Origin of the sequence: Alkalihalobacillus sp. MEB130, assembly GCF_032335535.1 — a bacterium.
GTDB lineage: Bacteria > Bacillota > Bacilli > Bacillales > Bacillaceae_D > Halalkalibacter.
In genome coordinates this window covers 1-19,879 of record NZ_JAOANA010000006.1, presented here as the reverse complement: position 1 = coordinate 19,879, position 19,879 = coordinate 1, and the positions used below count along the sequence as shown (strand labels likewise).

Annotated in this window: 19 protein-coding genes; 8 read left to right on the top strand and 11 right to left on the bottom strand. The window is 37.0% G+C overall.

The genetic code is table 11. The features are described 5' to 3' along the window. Positions 1-200: 200 nt before the first annotated feature. Positions 201-734 carry a CueP family metal-binding protein gene (locus N0O92_RS07820; RefSeq protein ID WP_315614114.1) on the top strand — a complete coding sequence of 178 codons (534 nt, stop codon included), beginning with the start codon at positions 201-203 and terminating at the stop codon, positions 732-734. A 199-nt stretch (positions 735-933) separates the two neighbouring features. Here the strand turns inward: N0O92_RS07820 and N0O92_RS07815 are convergent, their stop codons facing one another. The 6 genes from N0O92_RS07815 to iolG (N0O92_RS07790) all read right to left on the bottom strand — a co-directional run bounded on the left by N0O92_RS07815 (position 934) and on the right by iolG (N0O92_RS07790) (position 7,829). Then, complete coding sequence (locus N0O92_RS07815; RefSeq protein ID WP_315614113.1) at positions 934-1,971, bottom strand: LacI family DNA-binding transcriptional regulator; 1,038 nt, start codon at positions 1,969-1,971, stop codon at positions 934-936. A gap of 53 nt (positions 1,972-2,024) precedes the next feature. Further along, positions 2,025-3,041 (bottom strand): inositol 2-dehydrogenase, encoded by a 1,017-nt coding sequence (iolG, locus tag N0O92_RS07810; RefSeq protein ID WP_315614112.1) that lies wholly within the window; start codon positions 3,039-3,041, stop codon positions 2,025-2,027. 24 nt (positions 3,042-3,065) lie between these two features. Further along, positions 3,066-4,049, bottom strand: a complete 984-nt coding sequence (locus tag N0O92_RS07805; RefSeq protein WP_315614111.1) for an ABC transporter permease — start codon at positions 4,047-4,049, stop codon at positions 3,066-3,068. A gap of 2 nt (positions 4,050-4,051) precedes the next feature. Further along, complete coding sequence (locus N0O92_RS07800; protein WP_315614110.1) at positions 4,052-5,539, bottom strand: sugar ABC transporter ATP-binding protein; 1,488 nt, start codon at positions 5,537-5,539, stop codon at positions 4,052-4,054. Positions 5,540-5,610: 71 nt separating this feature from the next. Beyond that, on the bottom strand, positions 5,611-6,591 hold the full coding sequence (locus N0O92_RS07795; RefSeq protein WP_315614109.1) for a sugar ABC transporter substrate-binding protein: 981 nt from the start codon (positions 6,589-6,591) through the stop codon (positions 5,611-5,613). A gap of 218 nt (positions 6,592-6,809) precedes the next feature. Then, positions 6,810-7,829: an inositol 2-dehydrogenase gene (iolG, locus tag N0O92_RS07790; protein WP_315614108.1), complete on the bottom strand. Its 1,020-nt coding sequence runs from the start codon at positions 7,827-7,829 to the stop codon at positions 6,810-6,812. 235 nt (positions 7,830-8,064) lie between these two features. Here iolG (N0O92_RS07790) and N0O92_RS07785 point away from each other — a divergent pair, with 235 nt between their 5' ends. Then, a complete protein-coding gene (locus N0O92_RS07785) occupies positions 8,065-9,060 on the top strand; it encodes a Gfo/Idh/MocA family protein (RefSeq protein WP_315614107.1) in 996 nt (331 codons plus the stop codon). A gap of 375 nt (positions 9,061-9,435) precedes the next feature. Here the strand turns inward: N0O92_RS07785 and N0O92_RS07780 are convergent, their stop codons facing one another. Then, on the bottom strand, positions 9,436-10,260 hold the full coding sequence (locus N0O92_RS07780; RefSeq protein ID WP_315614106.1) for an ion transporter: 825 nt from the start codon (positions 10,258-10,260) through the stop codon (positions 9,436-9,438). A gap of 293 nt (positions 10,261-10,553) precedes the next feature. On the opposite strand from N0O92_RS07780, the gene N0O92_RS07775 reads away from it, so the two are divergent. After that, complete coding sequence (locus N0O92_RS07775) at positions 10,554-11,555, top strand: LysM peptidoglycan-binding domain-containing protein (protein WP_315614105.1); 1,002 nt, start codon at positions 10,554-10,556, stop codon at positions 11,553-11,555. Positions 11,556-11,806: 251 nt separating this feature from the next. After that, positions 11,807-12,790 (top strand): GMP reductase, encoded by a 984-nt coding sequence (gene guaC, locus N0O92_RS07770; RefSeq protein ID WP_315614104.1) that lies wholly within the window; start codon positions 11,807-11,809, stop codon positions 12,788-12,790. 80 nt (positions 12,791-12,870) lie between these two features. On the opposite strand, the gene N0O92_RS07765 is transcribed toward guaC, so the two are convergent. From N0O92_RS07765 to N0O92_RS07755, 3 genes are all read right to left on the bottom strand, one after another. Beyond that, a complete protein-coding gene (locus tag N0O92_RS07765) occupies positions 12,871-13,236 on the bottom strand; it encodes a hypothetical protein (protein ID WP_315614103.1) in 366 nt (121 codons plus the stop codon). A 163-nt stretch (positions 13,237-13,399) separates the two neighbouring features. Continuing rightward, entirely contained in the window at positions 13,400-14,359 is a 960-nt protein-coding gene (locus N0O92_RS07760; RefSeq protein ID WP_315614102.1) for an aldolase catalytic domain-containing protein, read from the bottom strand. A gap of 267 nt (positions 14,360-14,626) precedes the next feature. After that, positions 14,627-15,073 carry an SRPBCC family protein gene (locus N0O92_RS07755; RefSeq protein ID WP_315614101.1) on the bottom strand — a complete coding sequence of 149 codons (447 nt, stop codon included), beginning with the start codon at positions 15,071-15,073 and terminating at the stop codon, positions 14,627-14,629. A 219-nt stretch (positions 15,074-15,292) separates the two neighbouring features. Here N0O92_RS07755 and N0O92_RS07750 point away from each other — a divergent pair, with 219 nt between their 5' ends. From N0O92_RS07750 to N0O92_RS07735, 4 genes are all read left to right on the top strand, one after another. Continuing rightward, a complete protein-coding gene (locus N0O92_RS07750) occupies positions 15,293-15,817 on the top strand; it encodes a MarR family winged helix-turn-helix transcriptional regulator (RefSeq protein ID WP_315614100.1) in 525 nt (174 codons plus the stop codon). Positions 15,818-15,945: 128 nt separating this feature from the next. Next, positions 15,946-16,416, top strand: a complete 471-nt coding sequence (locus N0O92_RS07745) for a CBO0543 family protein (protein ID WP_315614099.1) — start codon at positions 15,946-15,948, stop codon at positions 16,414-16,416. 250 nt (positions 16,417-16,666) lie between these two features. Beyond that, complete coding sequence (locus N0O92_RS07740; RefSeq protein ID WP_315614098.1) at positions 16,667-17,098, top strand: MarR family transcriptional regulator; 432 nt, start codon at positions 16,667-16,669, stop codon at positions 17,096-17,098. After that, positions 17,085-18,296 carry an MFS transporter gene (locus N0O92_RS07735; RefSeq protein ID WP_315614097.1) on the top strand — a complete coding sequence of 404 codons (1,212 nt, stop codon included), beginning with the start codon at positions 17,085-17,087 and terminating at the stop codon, positions 18,294-18,296. Before N0O92_RS07740 ends, N0O92_RS07735 begins: the two co-directional genes overlap by 14 nt. 111 nt (positions 18,297-18,407) lie before the next feature. Here the strand turns inward: N0O92_RS07735 and N0O92_RS07730 are convergent, their stop codons facing one another. After that, positions 18,408-19,571 carry an iron-containing alcohol dehydrogenase gene (locus N0O92_RS07730; RefSeq protein WP_315614096.1) on the bottom strand — a complete coding sequence of 388 codons (1,164 nt, stop codon included), beginning with the start codon at positions 19,569-19,571 and terminating at the stop codon, positions 18,408-18,410. Between the last annotated feature and the right edge of the window lie 308 nt (positions 19,572-19,879).

Below are 19,879 nucleotides of genomic sequence, written 5' to 3'. Positions count from 1 at the left end.
ATCTCAATCTAAGCACACCTACCTATTCTCTTCGATCTCTCCCTTTTTCTCAATTAAAAAAAGAATCCTTTTTCGGCTATTTTTCCCACCAGAAAGTTCATAGGTTTGCCCTTACTTTCAACGTAGTACCGATCTTATTCATGCTAAAATAGAGCTAATCTTATCAAGAAAATAACAATCACAGATAGGAGAGTCCTTCAATGAATAGAAAACTCTTTACAGTTGTTGCATTAATGTCCGTTGCCCTAATAGCTGTTTATTTCTTTGCGGGAATTGACAATGATAATAATCAGAGAACAGCTGACAGCTTGAAAGAACTGGTCCATGACTATAGTGTAAGAAATGTAGTAGCTGCATCCGCTTCCATTACATCGCACGAACTTATCGTAACGGAGACTGATGGCAGCAAGATCATTTACGACTTACCGGAAGATGAATTTTTCGTATCAATTGCACCATATTTTGATCAAACCCATCCTTGACTGAATCATAACTTGACAGGTTGTCAAGGGGAACTCGTAAACGAAGAATTTAACGTCTATATTAAAGACAAAGAAGGAAACATATTAGTGGACGAGACTATGACTTCTTTCGCTAATGGATTTATTGATTTATGGTTACCACGTGATCAAATTTTTCACGTAACGATCACACACGATGGCTATCAAGTAGAGTCAGAGCTTTCCACGTTTGAAGGAGACCCTACATGTATAACAACAATGCAATTTTTATAAAAAAATGATGAAAACACTTGGATTCAATCTAGAATCCAAGTGTTTTCTATTTATACATTACTAATAATCAAAAATTTTCCTTCTTCCTTTCTCACATCACTCATAAAGCGGATAAAAATCAAAAGCACTTGGAACCTTTTTTATCCAAGTGCTTTTGATTAGCTAATAAAGTCTATACCATCAACAAGAAGACTCTATTTTATTTTTCAATTGTTGTTTTAATGGAAACCTTATTTTCAAATAGTTTCTTTGTTGATTCCCTCACTACTAGTTCAGGTGGCAACATAATTCGTTGTTTGTAATCTAATTCCCCATTAATCTCACTAACTAAGACATCGACAATCTGCCTACCTATTTGTTGTATAGGCTGAGCAATCGTAGTTAAAGGCGGATCACAAATTGTTGCTAGCAACGTATTGTCAAATCCAACGACGGAGAAATCATTCGGTATTTCTAATTGACAGGCTCTAGCCCCTTGAGAAACACCTATAGCTAAAATGTCGTTACCAGCAAAAATAGCTGTCGGCGGATCTTCAGAAGTCAGTAATCTTTCCGCTGCCTCTTTCCCTCCTTTGACTGTAGGTTCCACTTCAACAATATAGGTGTCTTCAACAGCAAGACCTTTTTCAATCATGGCATCCATATAGCCTTTAATTCGCTCATGACTACTTCGAACATTTTTCTCGGCAATCGTCGCAATTTTTTTATGACCGAGAGAAGCTAGATGGGCAGTGGCCTGATACCCACCTTTATAATCATCAACTGAAACCGTATTCAAATTAAGAGATGGAATATCCTGACTAGTTAATGCGACTGGAATACCTTGTTTAATCATATTTTCAATTAAACTAACTTGAGTAAAACGAGAGGCTAGTATGCAACCGTCTACTTTTTTTCTCATTAATAAAGAAATATACTTGGCTTCTTTTTCTTCGCTATCATTCGTACTACAAATGACAACACTCAGTCCCAGTTCGTGTGCTCGCTCTTCCATACTCGCTGTAATTTCAGCGAAGAAGGGGTTGGCTAAATCCGGTATTAACACCCCTATTGTTTCAGTCCTTTTTCGAGTTAAACCAGAGGCTAACACGCTAGGATGATAGTTTAATTCCTCCATAATTTTCAATACTTTTTTTCTAGTATCTTTCCCAATTCTTCCATTATTATTAATGACCTTTGATACTGTTGCAATAGATACTCCAGCTTTCTTTGCAACATCATATATGGTTGGTTGCATATGAATTTACCTTTCCATGTCTGTAATCTCCAATACCATATTCTACACGCTATTTACAAACATACCTGATTTCTAGATAAAGATACTACTTGACTTTGACGAAACGAAGAGGTTGCTGCATAAGCAATTTCCAAAGACTTTTTCGCATCATCTGCAGTCACTAAAGATGGAGATCCTTCAGCTAAACTGGTGACAAATTGTGTCATCTCTTCGATGTAGGCATCTTTAAATCTTTCTGGAAATGAAGGGAGCAGATCATAACTAGCCCCTTTGTTTGTAAACACTTTCACATCATGGTAGCGTAACGAACCAATAGAAATGCTTCCTTCCGTACCAATTATTTCACCACGTATGTCATACCCGTAAAAGGCATTTCTACTACTTTCAATATCTGCACTTGCCCCGTTAGAAAAAGTTAAGTATGTTCCTGCTTGATCGACATCATTGAATTCGTGCATAAAATCGTGAATAAGAACATTGCCATGTGCCGAGACTTTCGTCACTTCACTATTTAGTAGAAAACGAGCCATATCATAATCATGAATAGCAAGATCTAAGAAAATTCCGCCACTGTTTTTAACAAACTGAATAGGTGGTGCACCTGGATCCCTTGAAACCCCTTTGTAAAAGACCGGTTCACCAATGTCACCTGCTAAAATTCGCTTCTTAGCTTCGACATAAGCTGGATCAAACCTTCTCATGAATCCAACTTGGCAAAAAATTGACTTTTGCTCGATCAACTGGACAATTTCTTCTGCTTCCTCTAACGTTCGCGTTAGCGGTTTTTCTATAAAAATAGCTTTTCCATATTTAATCGCTTTCTTTAATAACTCATAATGAGTACTCGTCGGTGTTGAAATAATCACAGCTTGAATACGATCATCTTGAAAAATATCGTCTGGGTTCGTTGTGTAATGAGGAATTCCCAACTCTTTTGCCTTCTGCTGCATTTTATCTACATTAGGATCACAAATCGACATCACATTAGCTTGTTTTAATTTTGCTAGATTTTCTGCATGCCATTGACCTAAACGCCCAAAGCCTAACACAGCACATGTGACTTCACTCATACTGTTAGCTACCTCCCTCACACTCTACTTTTTCTTTTGACGTAAAACATCGACATATACAGCAGCAATAATAACGAGACCAATGACAGTCATTTGAAGGTCTGCCGCAACGTTTAGAAGATTTAGTCCATTTCTTAGTACCGCAATAATCAACGCACCAATTAATGTACCCCAAACCGTTCCGACTCCACCAAAGAAACTTGCGCCACCAATGATTACAGCCGCAATCGCATCGAGTTCAAACATCATACCAGCAAGAGGGAAAGCGGAATCAACACGCCCTACCATAACTATACCACCTAATGCTGCCATAAATCCACTGATTGTATATACAATAATTAGTACTCTATCAACATTAATCCCTGAAAGTCTCGCTGCTTCTTTATTCCCTCCAATGGCGTAAATATGTCTACCTGTTTGAGTACGAGTAAGGAAGAAGTGGAACAAAATATATACAAATATTACTAAAATAAAACTTACAGGAATCGGTCCAACAAACTCAGCACCTAAAAATTGAATGATATACGGAAACCCTGCAATAGGAGCCGCGGCTGTAATAATTAGAGCTAGACCACGCGCAATATTCATCATCCCTAGTGTCGAAATAAATGGATGTGGCAATCTAAGTTTCGTAAGCATAATCCCATTTAAGAAACCAAAGAAAGCACCTACAGCTAAACAAACTAATAAACCAACAACTGGATCTAGTCCCCAAAGTACGGACACAACCCCCATCACCATTATGGAGATGGCTAAAACCGAACCAACTGATAAGTCAATCCCCGCTGTTAAAATTGGTAAAAGCATTCCTAATGATAAAATTGCATTTATCGACGCTTGACGAGCTACGTTCATAATGTTGTTAACGGTTAAAAATCGATCAGTTAAAATCGTTAAAACTACGCAAAGTAGAAAAAGTCCAATTAATGGTCCAAATTTGTTTAACGCTGTTTTCCAAAAGCTCTTACCTTCCACTTTTTCTTCCTTTTTCACTACTACCTCAGCCATAGTTACCTACCTCCTGTAGCCGCTTTCATTATTTTCTCTTGACTCAATTCATGACGGTCAAATTCTCCTGTGATTTCATTTTCACACATGACCAGTACTCGGTCGCACATCCCTAAAATTTCTGGCAGATCTGAAGATATCATAATAATAATTGCGCCTTCATCTACTAGTGAATTCATTAACCGATATACCTCAACCTTGGCCCCAACGTCAATTCCACGTGTTGGCTCATCGAAAATAAATACCTTTGCTTTCGTCGCAAGCCATTTCGCAATAACGATTTTCTGCTGATTCCCCCCACTAAGGTTTCGAGCGTGAAGTCTTTGATCCGAAGGTCTTACTTGCAACTCCTTAATATAATGGTTCGTGAGATCTTTAATTTTATTTAAGTTGATAAATCCCTTTTCCTGATAAGTTTTTAAACTTGCAATTCCAACGTTAAAGTCTAACGTTTGGTCAAGTATTAATCCTTCTGCTTTACGATCTTCCGTAATAAAAGCAATTCCTGAACTAATGGCATCACGTGGTGATTTAATCTTCACTTCTTTATCAAACACTTTAATCGTGCCTGATTCAATTGGATCGACACCAAAAATAGCTCGCGCTAACTCTGTTCTTCCAGCACCTACAAGGCCAGATATTCCTAAAATTTCTCCCTGATATGCTGTTAAATTAACTGTCTTATCTGACCCTTTTCGTTTCAGATTCTTAATCTCTAGACCAGCTACGCCCTTTGTGAAGTCTTTCTTAGGGAATTTTTCATCTAAACTTCGTCCGACCATCAGTTCAATCATTCGATCTGCGCTTGTTTCTTTAACCGGGAGTGTATCTATGCCATAGCCATCTCGTAATACCGTTACACGATCTCCCATTCGTTTAATTTCCTCTAACCTGTGCGAGATGAAAACGATTGCAATCCCTTGTCTACGAAGTTCATTCACTGTCGCATATAACTGTTCTACTTCAGAGCCACTTAAACTAGCTGTTGGTTCATCCATAATAATTAATTTCGCATCTACAGTTAGCGCTTTGGCAATTTCAACTAATTGTTGTTTCCCAATTCCAAGGTCTCCTACTTTCCTCTCTAGGAGTTCACGTTTTTGCCCTAATCGTTCCAAATGTCTTGCGGCTTCTTCTTTCATTTTCTTTTGATTTAAAAATATTTTATTTTTAATTTCCCGACCTAGGAAAATATTTTCATAAACAGTAAGCTCGTGCACTACATTTAACTCTTGGTAAATTGTAGCAATTCCTAAATCCATTGCATCACTTGGAGAAGTTAATTCAATTTTCTTTCCTTGAAAGAACATTTCACCTTCGTCTTTTGTATAAGCACCTGTCATAATTTTAATTAGTGTTGATTTTCCTGCTCCATTTTCACCTAGCAGTACGTGAACCTCTCCTGGTCGAATATCAAGGTTAATTCCTTTTAAAACATGGTTTGGACCAAAACTTTTCTTAATGTTTTTTAACTCAAGTAAAGCTTCCATGCTGATATTCCTCCTTCCAACTTTTAGATAAGCGCTTAACCAAAAGAGATGGTTAAGCGCTCTTTCTCTAATTAATTACCAGAAATACTATTTAAGAACTCTAACACTTCTTCCGCGTTTTCTGCTGTTACAATTGATACACCCGTATCAATACGTTTTTCAACTGTTTCACCTTTCAAAACCTTAATTGCATTTTCAACACCTTGATATCCCATATCGTAAGGAGATTGCGCAATTGATCCAAATAACTCTCCGTTAATAATTGCTTCTACAGCTTCAACTGTTCCATCTGTTCCAATAATTGGAATACTAAGACCATTTGATGATGCTGCTCTTGCAGCTCCAATTGCCATATCATCGTTTGCAGCAAATACCCCTTTAATGTCACCTTGCGTTTGTAAAATGTTCTCCATAACGTTCATTGCTTCAGTGCGGTCACTATTTGCTGGTTGCTCTGCTGCAATTTCAATCCCAGCTTCTTCTAGTGCAGCCTTTGCTCCTTTCACACGCTCATCAGTTGCTGTGTTACCAAGCGCACCGCCAATTAAGGCAACTTTATCTCCTGCTTCAAGTTGTTCAGCTAGTAATTGACCACCTTCATAACCTGCAGAGTAATTATCCGTTCCAAGAAAGGATTGTTTCTCATCATAATCAGCATCCGTATCTATAAAGAAAACTGGGATGTTATCGCTAGTTGCTTGTGAAAGTGCTGGTACTACTGTTGATGGTTGACTTGGTGATAAAACAAGTGCATCTGGTCCTTGACTTAATGAATCCTCAATCATATTTACTTGTTCCATAATTTGTGATTCAGCAGCAGGGCCTAATACTGTAACATTTACTCCTAGGTCTTCTCCTGCTTGCTTAGCTCCAGCTTCTACGTATTTCCAGTATTGTGAACTTAACGTTTTCAAAACTACAGCAACGTTTTCTGTACCTTCCTCAACCAAATCTCCCGTTGGTTCTGAAGATGACCCTTCGGAGCCGCAAGCGCTCAACATTCCAGCAAGAGCAACGACACTAACTAATGAAACTAGCTTTTTCTTAAACATTCCAATTCCCCCTTAGCGCTACAGTAAACGCTTTCATGATATTTATTTTAAAAGTAACGCTATTATCTTTGTTGCGTTACGATTAAACAAAATGGACCTTTATGATAAAGCGCTTTCCTAAAACCTATTATACATAAAGTTCGAAAAATTGTAATAGTTTTTTTAAAAAAACTATTTATTTTTAAAATTATATTTTAAAGAACTAGATTACGAGATTTTTATTGGATAACAGTAAGGTCCTTCATAAGTACCTTTTCTCCTGTTTGAAGTGCTTTCTTTGCTGCATGAGCAATTCTTTCGGCTTCCAATCCATCTTTTACTGAACAAAGTGTATCAGTATCATCAATAATGGCATTAAAAAATGCCTTAAGTTCAACTATGTATGCTTCTTTGTATCGTTCTAAAAAGAAATATTTCGGGTTATCAAGTTGGGTTTGCGTACTGAGCGATTTACGAACCGTTGAATTTAACACATTATCTGCCATGACCATACCTTCTGATCCAAGAACTTCTATACGTTGATCATACCCATACGCTGCTTTTCTACTATTATCAATTACTCCTATAGCACCGTTAGCAAACCTCAGAGTAATAACAGCCGTGTCAATATCGCCGTATTTTTTGAAAACAGGATCAATTAAGTTCGCCCCTGTTACGGTTACTTCCTCAACTTCTGAACCAGATAAATATCGTGCTAAATCAAAATCATGAATGGACATATCGATAAACATGCCCCCAGATGTTTCAATGTACGATGCAGGGGGTGGTGCTGGATCACGAGAGGTGATTTTAATTAAGTGAAGATCCCCTACTTCGCCTTTTCTTACTGCCTTTTGCACTTGACTGAAACTATGATCAAAACGACGGTTGAAACCAACTTGAAATTTAACATTAGCGCTTACAATTCTATTGTATATTTTTTCTGATTCCTCTAAATCAAACGTTATCGGTTTCTCACAAAAAATATGTTTCTTCGCTTCAATTGCATTAAAAATGATTTCAGAGTGCAATGATGTTGGTGCACATACTAGAACCGCATCAATTTCAGGATCATCTAGAATGTCCTGATAATCGGTCGTTATTTGCGATATTCCAAATTGTTCAGCCCAACTTATTAATCGATCAGCATACAAATCAGAGACTGTTTTTACTGAAACATTTGGAAATGCACTTATGTTTTCGGCATGCAGTTTACCAATACGACCAGCACCGATAATTCCAACATTTATTTTTTTCATAATATTATCCCTCCCACTTAAGCCATTGACCAATTTGATAAAGCGCTTACTTTATTTTTATACCATTGCTCCTTCTATTCACGCAACATATTTTTTGTTTTTTTCAAAAATTTTAAATTTGCATTGACAACAAAAGCTCATATTTAGTACCATCATTTTACAAAAGAAATAAAGCGCTTACTTCCCACTAGTTATTAGCCATTAAAATTACTTACATGGAAATGAGGAGAGTTAATTGAAAACAGTTAAGTGGGGAATTTTGAGTGCCGCAAACATTGCATTTGATCAAGTTGTACCTGCTATCAGACGTTCTTCCAATTCAGAAGTAGTAGCTGTTGCAAGTAAAAGTAGAGGAAAAGCAGAGAGATTTCAAGTCCCAAAGATTTATGAAAGTTACGAACAGCTTCTAGATGACCGAGAGATAGATGCTATTTACATTCCATTACCTAACTCACTCCATGCCGAATGGGCAATAAAAGCTGCGGAAAAAGGAAAGCATGTTTTACTTGAAAAACCTGCAACGGTGAATGTCGATCAATTATTAGAAATTGAACGTGTAACAAACGAGAAGAATGTTATTTTTATGGAAGCCTTTATGTATCAATTCCACCGACAACATCAACGATTACAAGAATTGCTTAAGTCTCCTATCATTGGTGACCCTTCCCACTTTAATGCACATTTTTCACATTTAGTAACAGATCCAAATGACATTCGTGCCAACAAGGACCTAAGCGGTGGAGCACTAATGGATGTTGGCTGTTACGGTGTCCATGCAATGGCGCATATTTTTGGAATGAAACCAACTTCAGTTAGCATGGTAGCAAAAAAACATCCAGAGTGGAATGTCGATTCATTATCCACAAGTGTCTTCATTGATGAGCAAGGTCGTACAGCTAGCATTACCTCAAGTCTAGAATTAGCTTTTATTAACTACTATGAAATAGTAGGATCAAAGGGCAGAATTTTGGTAGAATCTTCGTTCCGACCAGATGAAAATCATGATAATCTCGGGAAAATCATCGTTAGGGATGAGCAAAATCGTGTCATTTTAATGGAGGCTATCGAAGACGATCAATATGTTAATATGATTGAGCATTTTCAAAATTGCATTACTCAAAACATGAAAATTCAATATAGTTTACGTGATTCTTTACGGACCATTCATTATATTGAAGAGAGTTATGAATCCTGGAAACATTCCTCTTCTCTTCGCAAATTAAAATATTAATAATTGTTTATAGTACTAATTCAAAATCTATGGAACTAAGTCACTACTACTCACCATCCATTTATAAAACATTCAATTGATCTTTACATTGGTTTAATAAATGGAACTAAAGATTGTTGTAAAATCTAAGTAGGTAGAGCGGCATCTGGGGTCGCTATGCTAACAGCGAAGGTGGGGCTGTTAGTACATACGTACACAGCAAAAGCATCAGTTTTAGAAAAAAAGCCGTATTGGACGTCTAGTTCAATACGGCTTTTTTTTTACTACCATTCATCTAACGAGGCTGTGATGTCCTCTCCTATATGACTTAGAAACAGGCCAAACAAAAAGTCTGCCATATGTCGAATCCGACATCTAGCAGACAGTCTCTTCCAATTACTTATTTTTATTTTCAAGAAGCAATTGTTTAATTTCTTGAATATCTTGTTTCAATTCTTGATTTTCTTTATATAATCGGTCCATTTGCTCTTCCCGTTTCACTTCATCGTCTTGACCTAAATAACTCAAAATGACTGCAACAACAAGATTTAAAATAACGAGCGCCCCAATGATAATAAACGTAACAAAATATAACCACGCCCAAGGGACCTCATGGATAATAGGTCTTGCTACTTGGCTTGCCCACGATTCAAACGTAACAACTTGCATCAACGTGAATAGAGCTGTATGGAAACTCCCGAAAAATTCATAAGGAAGCACGTCCCTAAAGAAAGTTGTCCCAATAATCGCATAAATAGAAAAGATTAATATCGATAAACCTAAAATGCCTGTTAAAGCGGGAACGGATTTCATTAGAGAGTCAATGATTTTTCGCAGTGCCGGAATAGCTGGAATCATCCTGATTAAACGCAATACGCGAATGAGCCTCAAAACACTTACAAAAGGCGTTGAATAAAAAAGAATACTTCCTATAACAATACTAAAATCAAAAATATTCCAGCGATCAGAGAAATATCCTCTTACACCAAGAGCAATAATTTTCACAATTAACTCTAACACAAAAATCCACACGATTATTTTATCCAATGTTAGTAAAACATTATTTCCCGCTAGATACGTTTCAGCGACGATTATCAATCCATTTAATAAAATTATTCCAATGACAATTGGCTGAAATAATCTATGCTCAACTAGCTGTCGCAAAGTCGTTTGTAACGAATTCTTATTTTGATTTACTTCTTTGTTCGTTTTTAGTTCCATATATCTGACCCACTTGTCCTTTCTACGAATCTCCGAGTTATCCAAACTAGATTATATAATACTAGACTACCTTTAAACAAAAAGACTTTTTTTATTATCTTATCTATTATGATTTGTTTTTCTTTACAATGCAATCACTTAACACATAAAACTTAGTTGAAAAATTTCAGACAAAATATGTAAGTCCTCTTAGACAGAATAATCTTCTCCTCTCTTCTCCAAACTAAAATGAACATGTGCAGCTACATACCTAATAAGCAGCATTTAATTTTAAATGATAAGGAAGGAAAAGCATGAAAAGCAAAATTCATTTACTTGCTATTGGTTTTCTTTTAGTTAGTATTGTATCGTTTGGCCTAACACCAGTTTGCGCAACTGAACCGATCGCCCCCAATATTTATGAAGTGAAAGCTGGCGATACGTTACCTAAACTAGCAGTAACGTTTGATACTACGATTGAGGAGTTAAAAGTATCAAATGGGCTACAGTCAGACTCCTTATTTGTTGGACAAAAATTATGGGTCCCCATTGTATATGAAGTAGTTGCTGGCGATACGTTAAAGAATCTAGCTATTACCCATAACTCCACACCTGACATTATAAAATCAACAAACGGGCTTGAATCTGAACAACTCTATACGGGGCAGCTTTTAAAGATCGTTCCTAAGAAAATGCAAATGCAAGGGCAGCATATTTTAATGACAAGAGAAGAGTTCAAGAACTGGTTGTTTCATAACCAATTCAACAGACAAATTCAGATTATTCAGCAACATCATACATGGTTGCCTTCATATGATCAATTTAAGGGAAACAATCATTTTCAAATGCTAACGAGTATGGAGAATTTCCATAAGAAAGAAAAAGGGTGGCAGAACATCGCTCAAAACATAACGACCTTTCCAGATGGAACTGTTGCCGTTTCAAGACCTTTTAACGTAGCTCCTGAAGGTTCAATTGGAGAGCAAGCCAACTCTGTCGGCCTTGCAATTGAACATATTGGTAATTTTGATGTTGGCCATGATGTCATGACAGCGGAACAAAAAGAAACGATCGTTTATATTACAGCTCTTCTTTGCCTTAAGTTTGGCTTATCACCTACTATTGATCATGTTACGTATCATCATTGGTGGCACTTACGATCTGGAGAACGAGTACTAGACAATAGTCCAGAGTATAATGTCAAATCTTGTCCCGGCACAGGTTTCTTCGGTGGAAATACCACTCAACATGCGAAGGAACATTTCTACCCTCTCATTTCAAAAAAAATGGAAGAATTAGCTGAATCCAATAATTAAGGGTTAGGCTGTCCTCTTGGTAATTCTCCAAAATCGTTGGGGTAAGATTCTAAGAGAGACAGCCTTACTTTTATTTACAGTTTTCACAATAAGTATCTTATTGCAACGTTCAAAAAATACATCAGAAGAAATTTCTTATGGTATTTGTTTATTATGTAATTGACATCTCATCCAATCTGATGTAAAGTACCAAAGGGTCGAACGTTTTCGTTCAACTGTTACCACAATATTCGTATTTAGAGGTGGAAATAATGGATAATGTTTTTGATTACGAAGATATTCAATTAATCCCTGCAAAATGTATTGTAACGAGCCGCACAGAATGTGATACAACGACAACATTAGGTGGACGCTCGTTCAAATTGCCAGTTGTACCTGCAAACATGCAAACCATTATAGACGAAAAAATCGCGCTTTACTTAGCGGAAAATGGCTATTTCTATGTTATGCATCGTTTTGAACCAGAAACACGTTTTTCTTTTATTAAAGACATGCACGCACGCGGACTATATGCTTCTATTAGTGTCGGTGTAAAAGACGAAGAATACAGCTTTGTTCAACAATTAGCTGATGAAAACATTACGCCAGAATACATTACAATTGATATTGCACATGGCCACTCCAATGCGGTCATTGAAATGATTCAACATATTAAAAAATTACTTCCTGACAGCTTTGTCATTGCAGGAAATGTAGGAACACCAGAAGCTGTCCGCGAACTTGAAAATGCTGGTGCAGATGCCACGAAAGTTGGGATTGGACCAGGAAAAGTATGTATTACGAAAATTAAAACTGGATTTGGTACAGGTGGATGGCAATTAGCTGCCCTTCGTTGGTGTGCAAAAGCAGCAAGCAAGCCTATTATTGCTGATGGAGGTATCCGTACTCACGGTGATATTGCAAAATCTGTTCGTTTTGGAGCAACGATGGTCATGATTGGTTCTCTTTTCGCTGGACATGAAGAATCCCCAGGTGAAACAATTGAGAAAGATGGCAAGTTATATAAAGAATACTTCGGCTCAGCTTCTGAATTCCAAAAAGGGGAAAAGAAGAATGTGGAAGGGAAGAAAATCGTCGTAGAGCACAAAGGCTCTTTACAAGACACATTGATTGAAATGGAACAAGATCTTCAATCTTCTATCTCCTATGCAGGTGGAACAAAATTAGATTCTATCCGTCACGTAGATTATGTCATTGTTAAGAATTCAATTTTTAATGGAGATAAAACGTATTAATTTTCATTCAAAAAAAAGTTCCTGCAACCATGCAATATGCTGGTGCAGGATTTTTTTATGAAATCATGAATGCTGTTTTTTTAATAATAAGGGTATGGATATGGTGGATATGGCGGGTATGGTGGATAAACATAAGGCAATAATGCTAAAGCAGCAAGGCTAGCAAGTGGGAAAAATTGCGGTCTAAATCGTCTAAACCTTCTTCTAGGAAAGCCGTATCCATAGCCACCAGCATAATAGCGTTCTTCCTGGTCATCCCGGTCCATAACATCCTCACCGACTAATACATGAACCCCGTCTGTACCTACATTCTGAATAATCCCATCTACCGTATTTCCATCTTGCATTGTAAACATCACATGATAATTCATATACTGCTGACATTGGTCATATAAGGCCCTTGTGTCTCTGAATTCATCTTGATAAGAATTATGTGGTATATTCATCTTTTCCCTCTCCTTTCACATACAGGATATTCACCTAGTTGGAGAGTGGTGACAGCAACCTACATTTCGATCACCCTTTTTTTCTGTCATTACACAAACGCTCTTCCTACTCCATTTTCACTGCAAAAAAGCACCACCTATAAAGATGATGCTTTTTCTTAAACTATTTAGATTCAGGAGTTATTGATGCTTCTGGTGAAGTGACTTGATCATAGAAATTTACGAATTTATCGCGATCTTCACTTGCACGATACGCCATCGCAACACGTGGATGTTCATTTAGAGTTCCAGAAATCATATATGGAATGATGTAACCCCACTCCCATTTTTGACGCATTTCTAACATATGCTTTTCAATAACGTTTAGGAGTGGTTTAAGCTCGTAGCTTGCTTTTTGAATATGAGTGACAAGCAGTTCTGTATTACAGTTCCCCGCTGCACGGCCCATTCCATACACTGATGAATCAAGGAACGTTACGCCATTACGCATAGCCGTCAATGTATTAGCAAACGCAAGCTGCATATTGTTATGAGTATGAATTCCAAGTTGTTTATTTGGAATCATTTCCTTAAATTTATTTACTTGATGTTGAATATCTGCAGGATCCAAGCTACCAAATGAATCAACAATATAGACTACATCTACAGCGCTTTTTTCGACCATTTTAAATGCTTCAATTAATTGGTTTTCAGGTACACTTGATAGAGCCATAATGTTGAGAGACGTTTCGTAACCTAAGTCGTGAAACATTTGGACTAACTCTAACCCTTTGTCTACTTCGCGAATGTAACAAGCAATTCGAATCATATCTAATGGACTTTGCTCACGTGGTAAGATGTCATCCGGATCTACTCGTCCAATGTCAACTAATGCTGAAAGTTTCGTGAATTTTTTTTCGGGAATAATTTCTTTAAGGAAGTTATCATCAAGAAATCTCCATGGGTTTGGCTCAGTCGCTTGAAGAAGCTTAGGTGAATTTTTATACCCAATTTCCATATACTCTACTCCTGCAAGGCTAAGACCTTCATACAAGTCTTGTACGAATTCCACACTAAAATCCCAATTGTTGATTAACCCCCCATCACGAATGGTACAATCAATAATTTTGTTGCTTTGTTCCATGATACTACCTTCCTTCTACTTTTCTGTTTTTAATATGTTTTCCTGTCTGTATGACAACTCTATGATCTGTATGTATTAAACCATAAGCAGGTTGTATCATGATTTGTTAATCGTTGTCAATATTTGAATTTTTCAATAACACAAGAAAATAAAGGAGAAACCATCACAATCCAAGGTTTTCTTCGCGGAACCTACCTTATCATAAAAAAGCCCTCCTGAATGGAGGACTTTCCTTTCGCTACCAACAACGTTTCTCTGTTCTTCTTTTTACATTTCATCTTTCTCTAGCACTTCAATCAAGTTTTCCTTTAATTCCTTACAATCGCGAGGCAGTGTCTTTGATAACAAAACGTTTACTACTTTTGCGGGAATTCCTGTACCTGACATATCTAGATAAAATTCTACCTCAGTCATATCCGTTCCTTTACGAACAGCTCTATAAGACCCCTCTCCTTTTATTCCTATACTTTGGGCTTCCAATTTGAATGCTACTCGTTCTGGTTTCACCCTTTCCGTTACCGTAACCTTAAAGTTCATCGTACGCTTCAAAATCCCCATATCCCCTTTAAGAGCCCAAATGGAAACATTGGTATCTACTTTTTGAAAAGACACATATCCTGGCATACATGGAGCCCAATTTTCCATTTCCTTAATAAACTCCCACATTGTATCAATATTGCAATTGACATTCCCGCTTTCGCTTGCCACTGGCATAAATCTTCCCTCCTGATCACATATGTTAATGATCATATTCTTATTGAAGAGAAAACATTCATAAATAGGACGAACGAGCTTACATTGATTACTTACAGCTTATCGTGATTACTCTACCTCTAGCCTATCCTAAAGTTTAAACATGAACTCTCTGGGAATAATGAGTAATCCAATAAGGTACTCATTTGAGTGCTACTATCTTGTAGTAGGAGGCAAAAAATGAACTCACCTGAAGAACAATTTGCAGACGGCTACCTTTTTTATGCTTTAACGCGAGGACTAAATTTTCAAATTGAAGAAGACCTAAGACAAGCGGTTAAAAGTTATGAATTAACCTTTCCTTCTTTTCGTTTATTATGGTTTTTATATTTTGAAGACAATCTAACCATGACAAATTTAACCTATTTATCCCAGACGAATATGTCGAATGTGTACCGACAATTAGAAAAATTACGTGAAGAAGGCCTAGTAACTATTCATACAAGCCGAAAACAAGATACACGTGCAAAGAAAGTGGGAATTACAAAGAGTGGACGTACATACATAAAGAATTTTCTAAATGAACATATAGAAAAGTCAAATATTAAGATTATTCAAGCTCTTGCACAAATACCGCATGAGGATTTTATGAAATACATAGAGGTTTCATCTTTATTATGTAATGATTTACTTGGAGAATCCTTTAGTAATTTTATCCAGAACAGCTATGAAGAAGTATCAAAACAGTCTTCTTCTACTTCATAAACGCTCACCATATTCTACATTATTTGTTGCTTCTCGTTTGCATTCGCAAATAACTTTTTTGTATTTCGAACATACTAACTTTACGTTCATCAAAGACGAATGCAATCAACGATACTGAGGTGTTACACATGAGTGAGAAAAAACGAGAAACAGCGATTACTGTATCGGCTTGTTTAATTACAACGTTACTACTTATTCTCTTTGTCCCGAAAAAAAGAATTCGTGAAGCTCACGTTGCTTTTTTGTTTCAACAAGTGATTACATGGTTCTTCGGATTGCTTGTCGTAGAAAAAGGCTTCATTAAGTATCCATTTAGAATGTTCTTTAAAAAAGCCGTTAAATCAAGTTTCGTCTTTGAATATTATATTTTCCCAGCATTCACCGCTCTTTACAATATCCATTACCCAGAAAAGAAACCTTTCTTTCTAAAAGTATTGTATACTGCTTCTTTTAGTGGCTTGATTGCTACTTTGGAAAAGATGGTAGAGAAAAAAACAAGTTTGATTTCATACAAAAAGTGGAATCCGGTAGTAAGTTTTCTGACAATGTCTATGGCTTATTATGTATCTCGTCTATACGTACGATGGTTCCTTTCATAGAAAACATTGCACTTTGAGAAGTACCTTTGGAAACATAGAGAACTTTATTTCTAACCGTTTTTCCACTTTTGCTTCTCATCCTACTGAAAGTCCCTTCTTCTTCATTCGAACAAACACCTATCATTTCAACATACACAGAAATAAAATGATCACTTTTCCTAAAAGAGGGTTACTATATTGAATCCATTCCTATATAATAACCTCAACAGCAAATTTATTTACCTAGATAAATAAAAAGGAGAAAATTAGTATGGATACAAGCGTTCTGCTGCATACGTTAAACCAAAAAGCTCGATTATCTTCAAAGGAATTAAATGAACATTTACAGGAGTTTGGCCTTTATTCCTCTCAATGGGTTATCCTCTACATCCTTCATCAAAAAGGAACGATGACACAAACCGATATTTGGCAATATCTAAAAGTAGAGGCCCCAACTATCACACGAACACTCGTAAGGATGGAGTCTAATGGTTGGATTCACAGAAGACAAGGAAAAGATAAGCGCGAACGGCTAATTGAATTAACAGATATGGCGCATGACAAACTTCCTTTGGTGAATGAGCGTTTAAAACAATTTGAACAAAGCTATGTTTCCCAGCTATCGGAACAAGAACAGCAACAACTCTTATCCCTTTTAAAAAAACTTGGGGTCAAAAGGAATGATGTAGATGGACACAAGTAAAAAACCTATTTGGACGAGAAACTTTGTGAGTGTGGCGTTTGTAAACTTAATCGTGTTTATTTCTTTTTATGCATTGTTAACGACATTGCCTATTTATGTCGTGTATCAATTAGGAGGAAGTGAAGCACAGGCTGGTCTCGTTGTGACTGTCATGCTTTTATCTGCGATCATCATTAGGCCTTTTTCTGGAAGCTTATTACAACGATTTGGAAAAAGGAGAATCTTACTAGTCAGTACCAGTTTATTCGCTTTCACATCATTTGGCTATATATTCACAGACCAATTCATCCCTCTTATGATCTTACGCTTCATTCATGGCTTCTCTTTTGCTATCTTAACAACAACAACTTCGACGATTGCTAACGACATGATACCTGTTGAACGAAAAGGAGAAGGTCTTGGCTATTTTACGATGTTTATGAATATCGCTGTCGTCATAGGACCGTTTATTGGTTTAACGTTGATTCAATTTATTACGTTTCATCAATTGTTTATTAGCCTTAGCATATTTGTGGTTATAAGCATCCTATTTGCTTTCCTAGTAAAGCTAAAAGAGACAGGCACACTTGCTAACTCATCAATCAAAAGAAAAATATCCATTCATGACTTTTTTGAATTGAAAGCCATACCTTTTGCCTTCATCATCTCCCTTGTCGCATTCGCGTACGCTGCCATCCTTTCCTTTATATCGGTCTATGCCGTTGAGGTTGGTCTTGAACTTGTTTCTGGATACTTTTTTCTCGTGTTTGCCATCACGATGCTTGCTTCTAGACCTTATTTAAGTCGCTTATTTGACCAGCGTGGATCCAAAATTGTTATCATGCCAAGTTTGTTAATCTTTTCTTTTGGGTTTCTCTTACTTGGAATCTCTGAATCAGCCTGGGTCTTTTTACTAGCTGCCGGCGTGCTTGGTATAGGGTACGGCTCCTTAATGCCACTTCTCCTATCATTAGCTACTGGAGCAGTAGCAAGGCACCGAACAGGGCATGCAACGGCTACATTTTTCACCTTATATGATTCAGGTGTTGCGACAGGCTCATTCATATTAGGGCTTATGGTTCCCTTTATTGGATTTTCCAACTTGTTTCTCTGCTTAGCAGGATTTGTCTTATTTATATTAGGAAGTTTTCATCTAGTAAGTATCCGAGTCCATTCATCAAAACTTAAAACAGCAGACGTCAAAAATGTAAGTAGTTAATCTCCACTAGAACTAACTGACGTGAATGAACAGTTCATTAAGAAAAAAATAATTTTATTATAAAGCAAAGTAAAAAGATAGGACCCCGCATGAAAGCGTGGCCCTATCTTTTTACTTTGCTAATTGATATATGTTATACACATCAGCCTCATGCAACTTCACAAAGTTGCCAAGAGGTCCTCTTTCCGTGCCTTTTTTCGCCATTTCTTCAAAGTGTTCATTACCAATGTTTGCTTCTGCTAACGTAACCGGCATTCCTATAGAATGAAAGAATTCTTCCGTTTTCTTAATCCCTTCTAAGGCTGTTTTTTCTAAGTCGTTTAAGTCAATCTCTACATCCCAAACACGATTGGCAAATTGAGCAAAACGAGTTACATCGTGCTTGTATACATATTTCATCCATGCTGGGAAAATGATCGCAAGGCCCGCACCATGAGCTAGATCATAAATTCCACTAATCTCATGTTCGATATCATGGCTTCCCCAATCACCAACTCGACCCGTACTTAGTAAATCATTATGCGCAAGAGTCCCTGCCCACATGATTTCTGCTCTAGCATGATAGTTCGTAGGATCATCCAAAACGGTATGAGCATGGTTAATTATTGTTTTTAATGTTGCTTCACATAAGCGGTCAGTTAAATCTACATGTTTCTCATTCGTAAAATATCTTTCTAAAATATGAGCCATCATATCAGTAATTCCACAGGCTGTTTGATAACTCGGTAAAATATATGTAAGAACAGGATTTAGTATCGCAAACTTTGGTCTCATCATATCATGACCTACTGCACGCTTGTAAGCTCCCTCTTCGTTTGTGATAACGGTACCTGAGCTACTCTCACTACCTGCAGCTGGGATGGTTAACACAACACCAATCGGCAAACACTTTGTTACAGTTGCCTCTCCGGTAAAGAAATCCCACACATCGCCTTGATAATTCACACCAATTGCGATTGCTTTTGCCGAATCAATGACACTACCTCCCCCAACAGCAAGAATTAAATCAATGTTTTCTTCTTGACAAAGAGTGATTCCTTCTCGAACAAGGCTGACTCTTGGATTCGGTTTCACTCCACCTAATTCAACGATTTCAATCCCTTTTTCATGCAGAGATTGAACAACTCTATCGTATAAACCACTTTCTTTAATACTTCCACCACCATAGTGCAGTAGCACTTTGCTACCATATAAGCTTGATTCTTGTCCTACCATTTGTTCTTGATCTTTTCCAAAAATAATCTTCGTTCCGTTATGAAATGTAAAATCCTGCATGTAACCGCCTCCTACTTCTATATTAATTTCTTACTAGTATATTATCAAACGCTTTCTTTTCAAATGGATTCTAAACCTTTAAGCAGAGGCTGGGACAAAACTATGGTGTTTAACTGAGAATACGATCGGTTCACAATTTTAGCGGAGGAAATATACGTAGACTCCTGTGGGATCGAAGGCAAGGCCACTGAAAAACTTCCGTTTTTCTTTGCTTAATAAGAAGCTAAATAAAAAAAGGCAATTTCTATCCATTATTGGATGAGAAGTTGCCTCTTTTCCTCTTTATTTTCCTATTCTTTTTCTCTCAA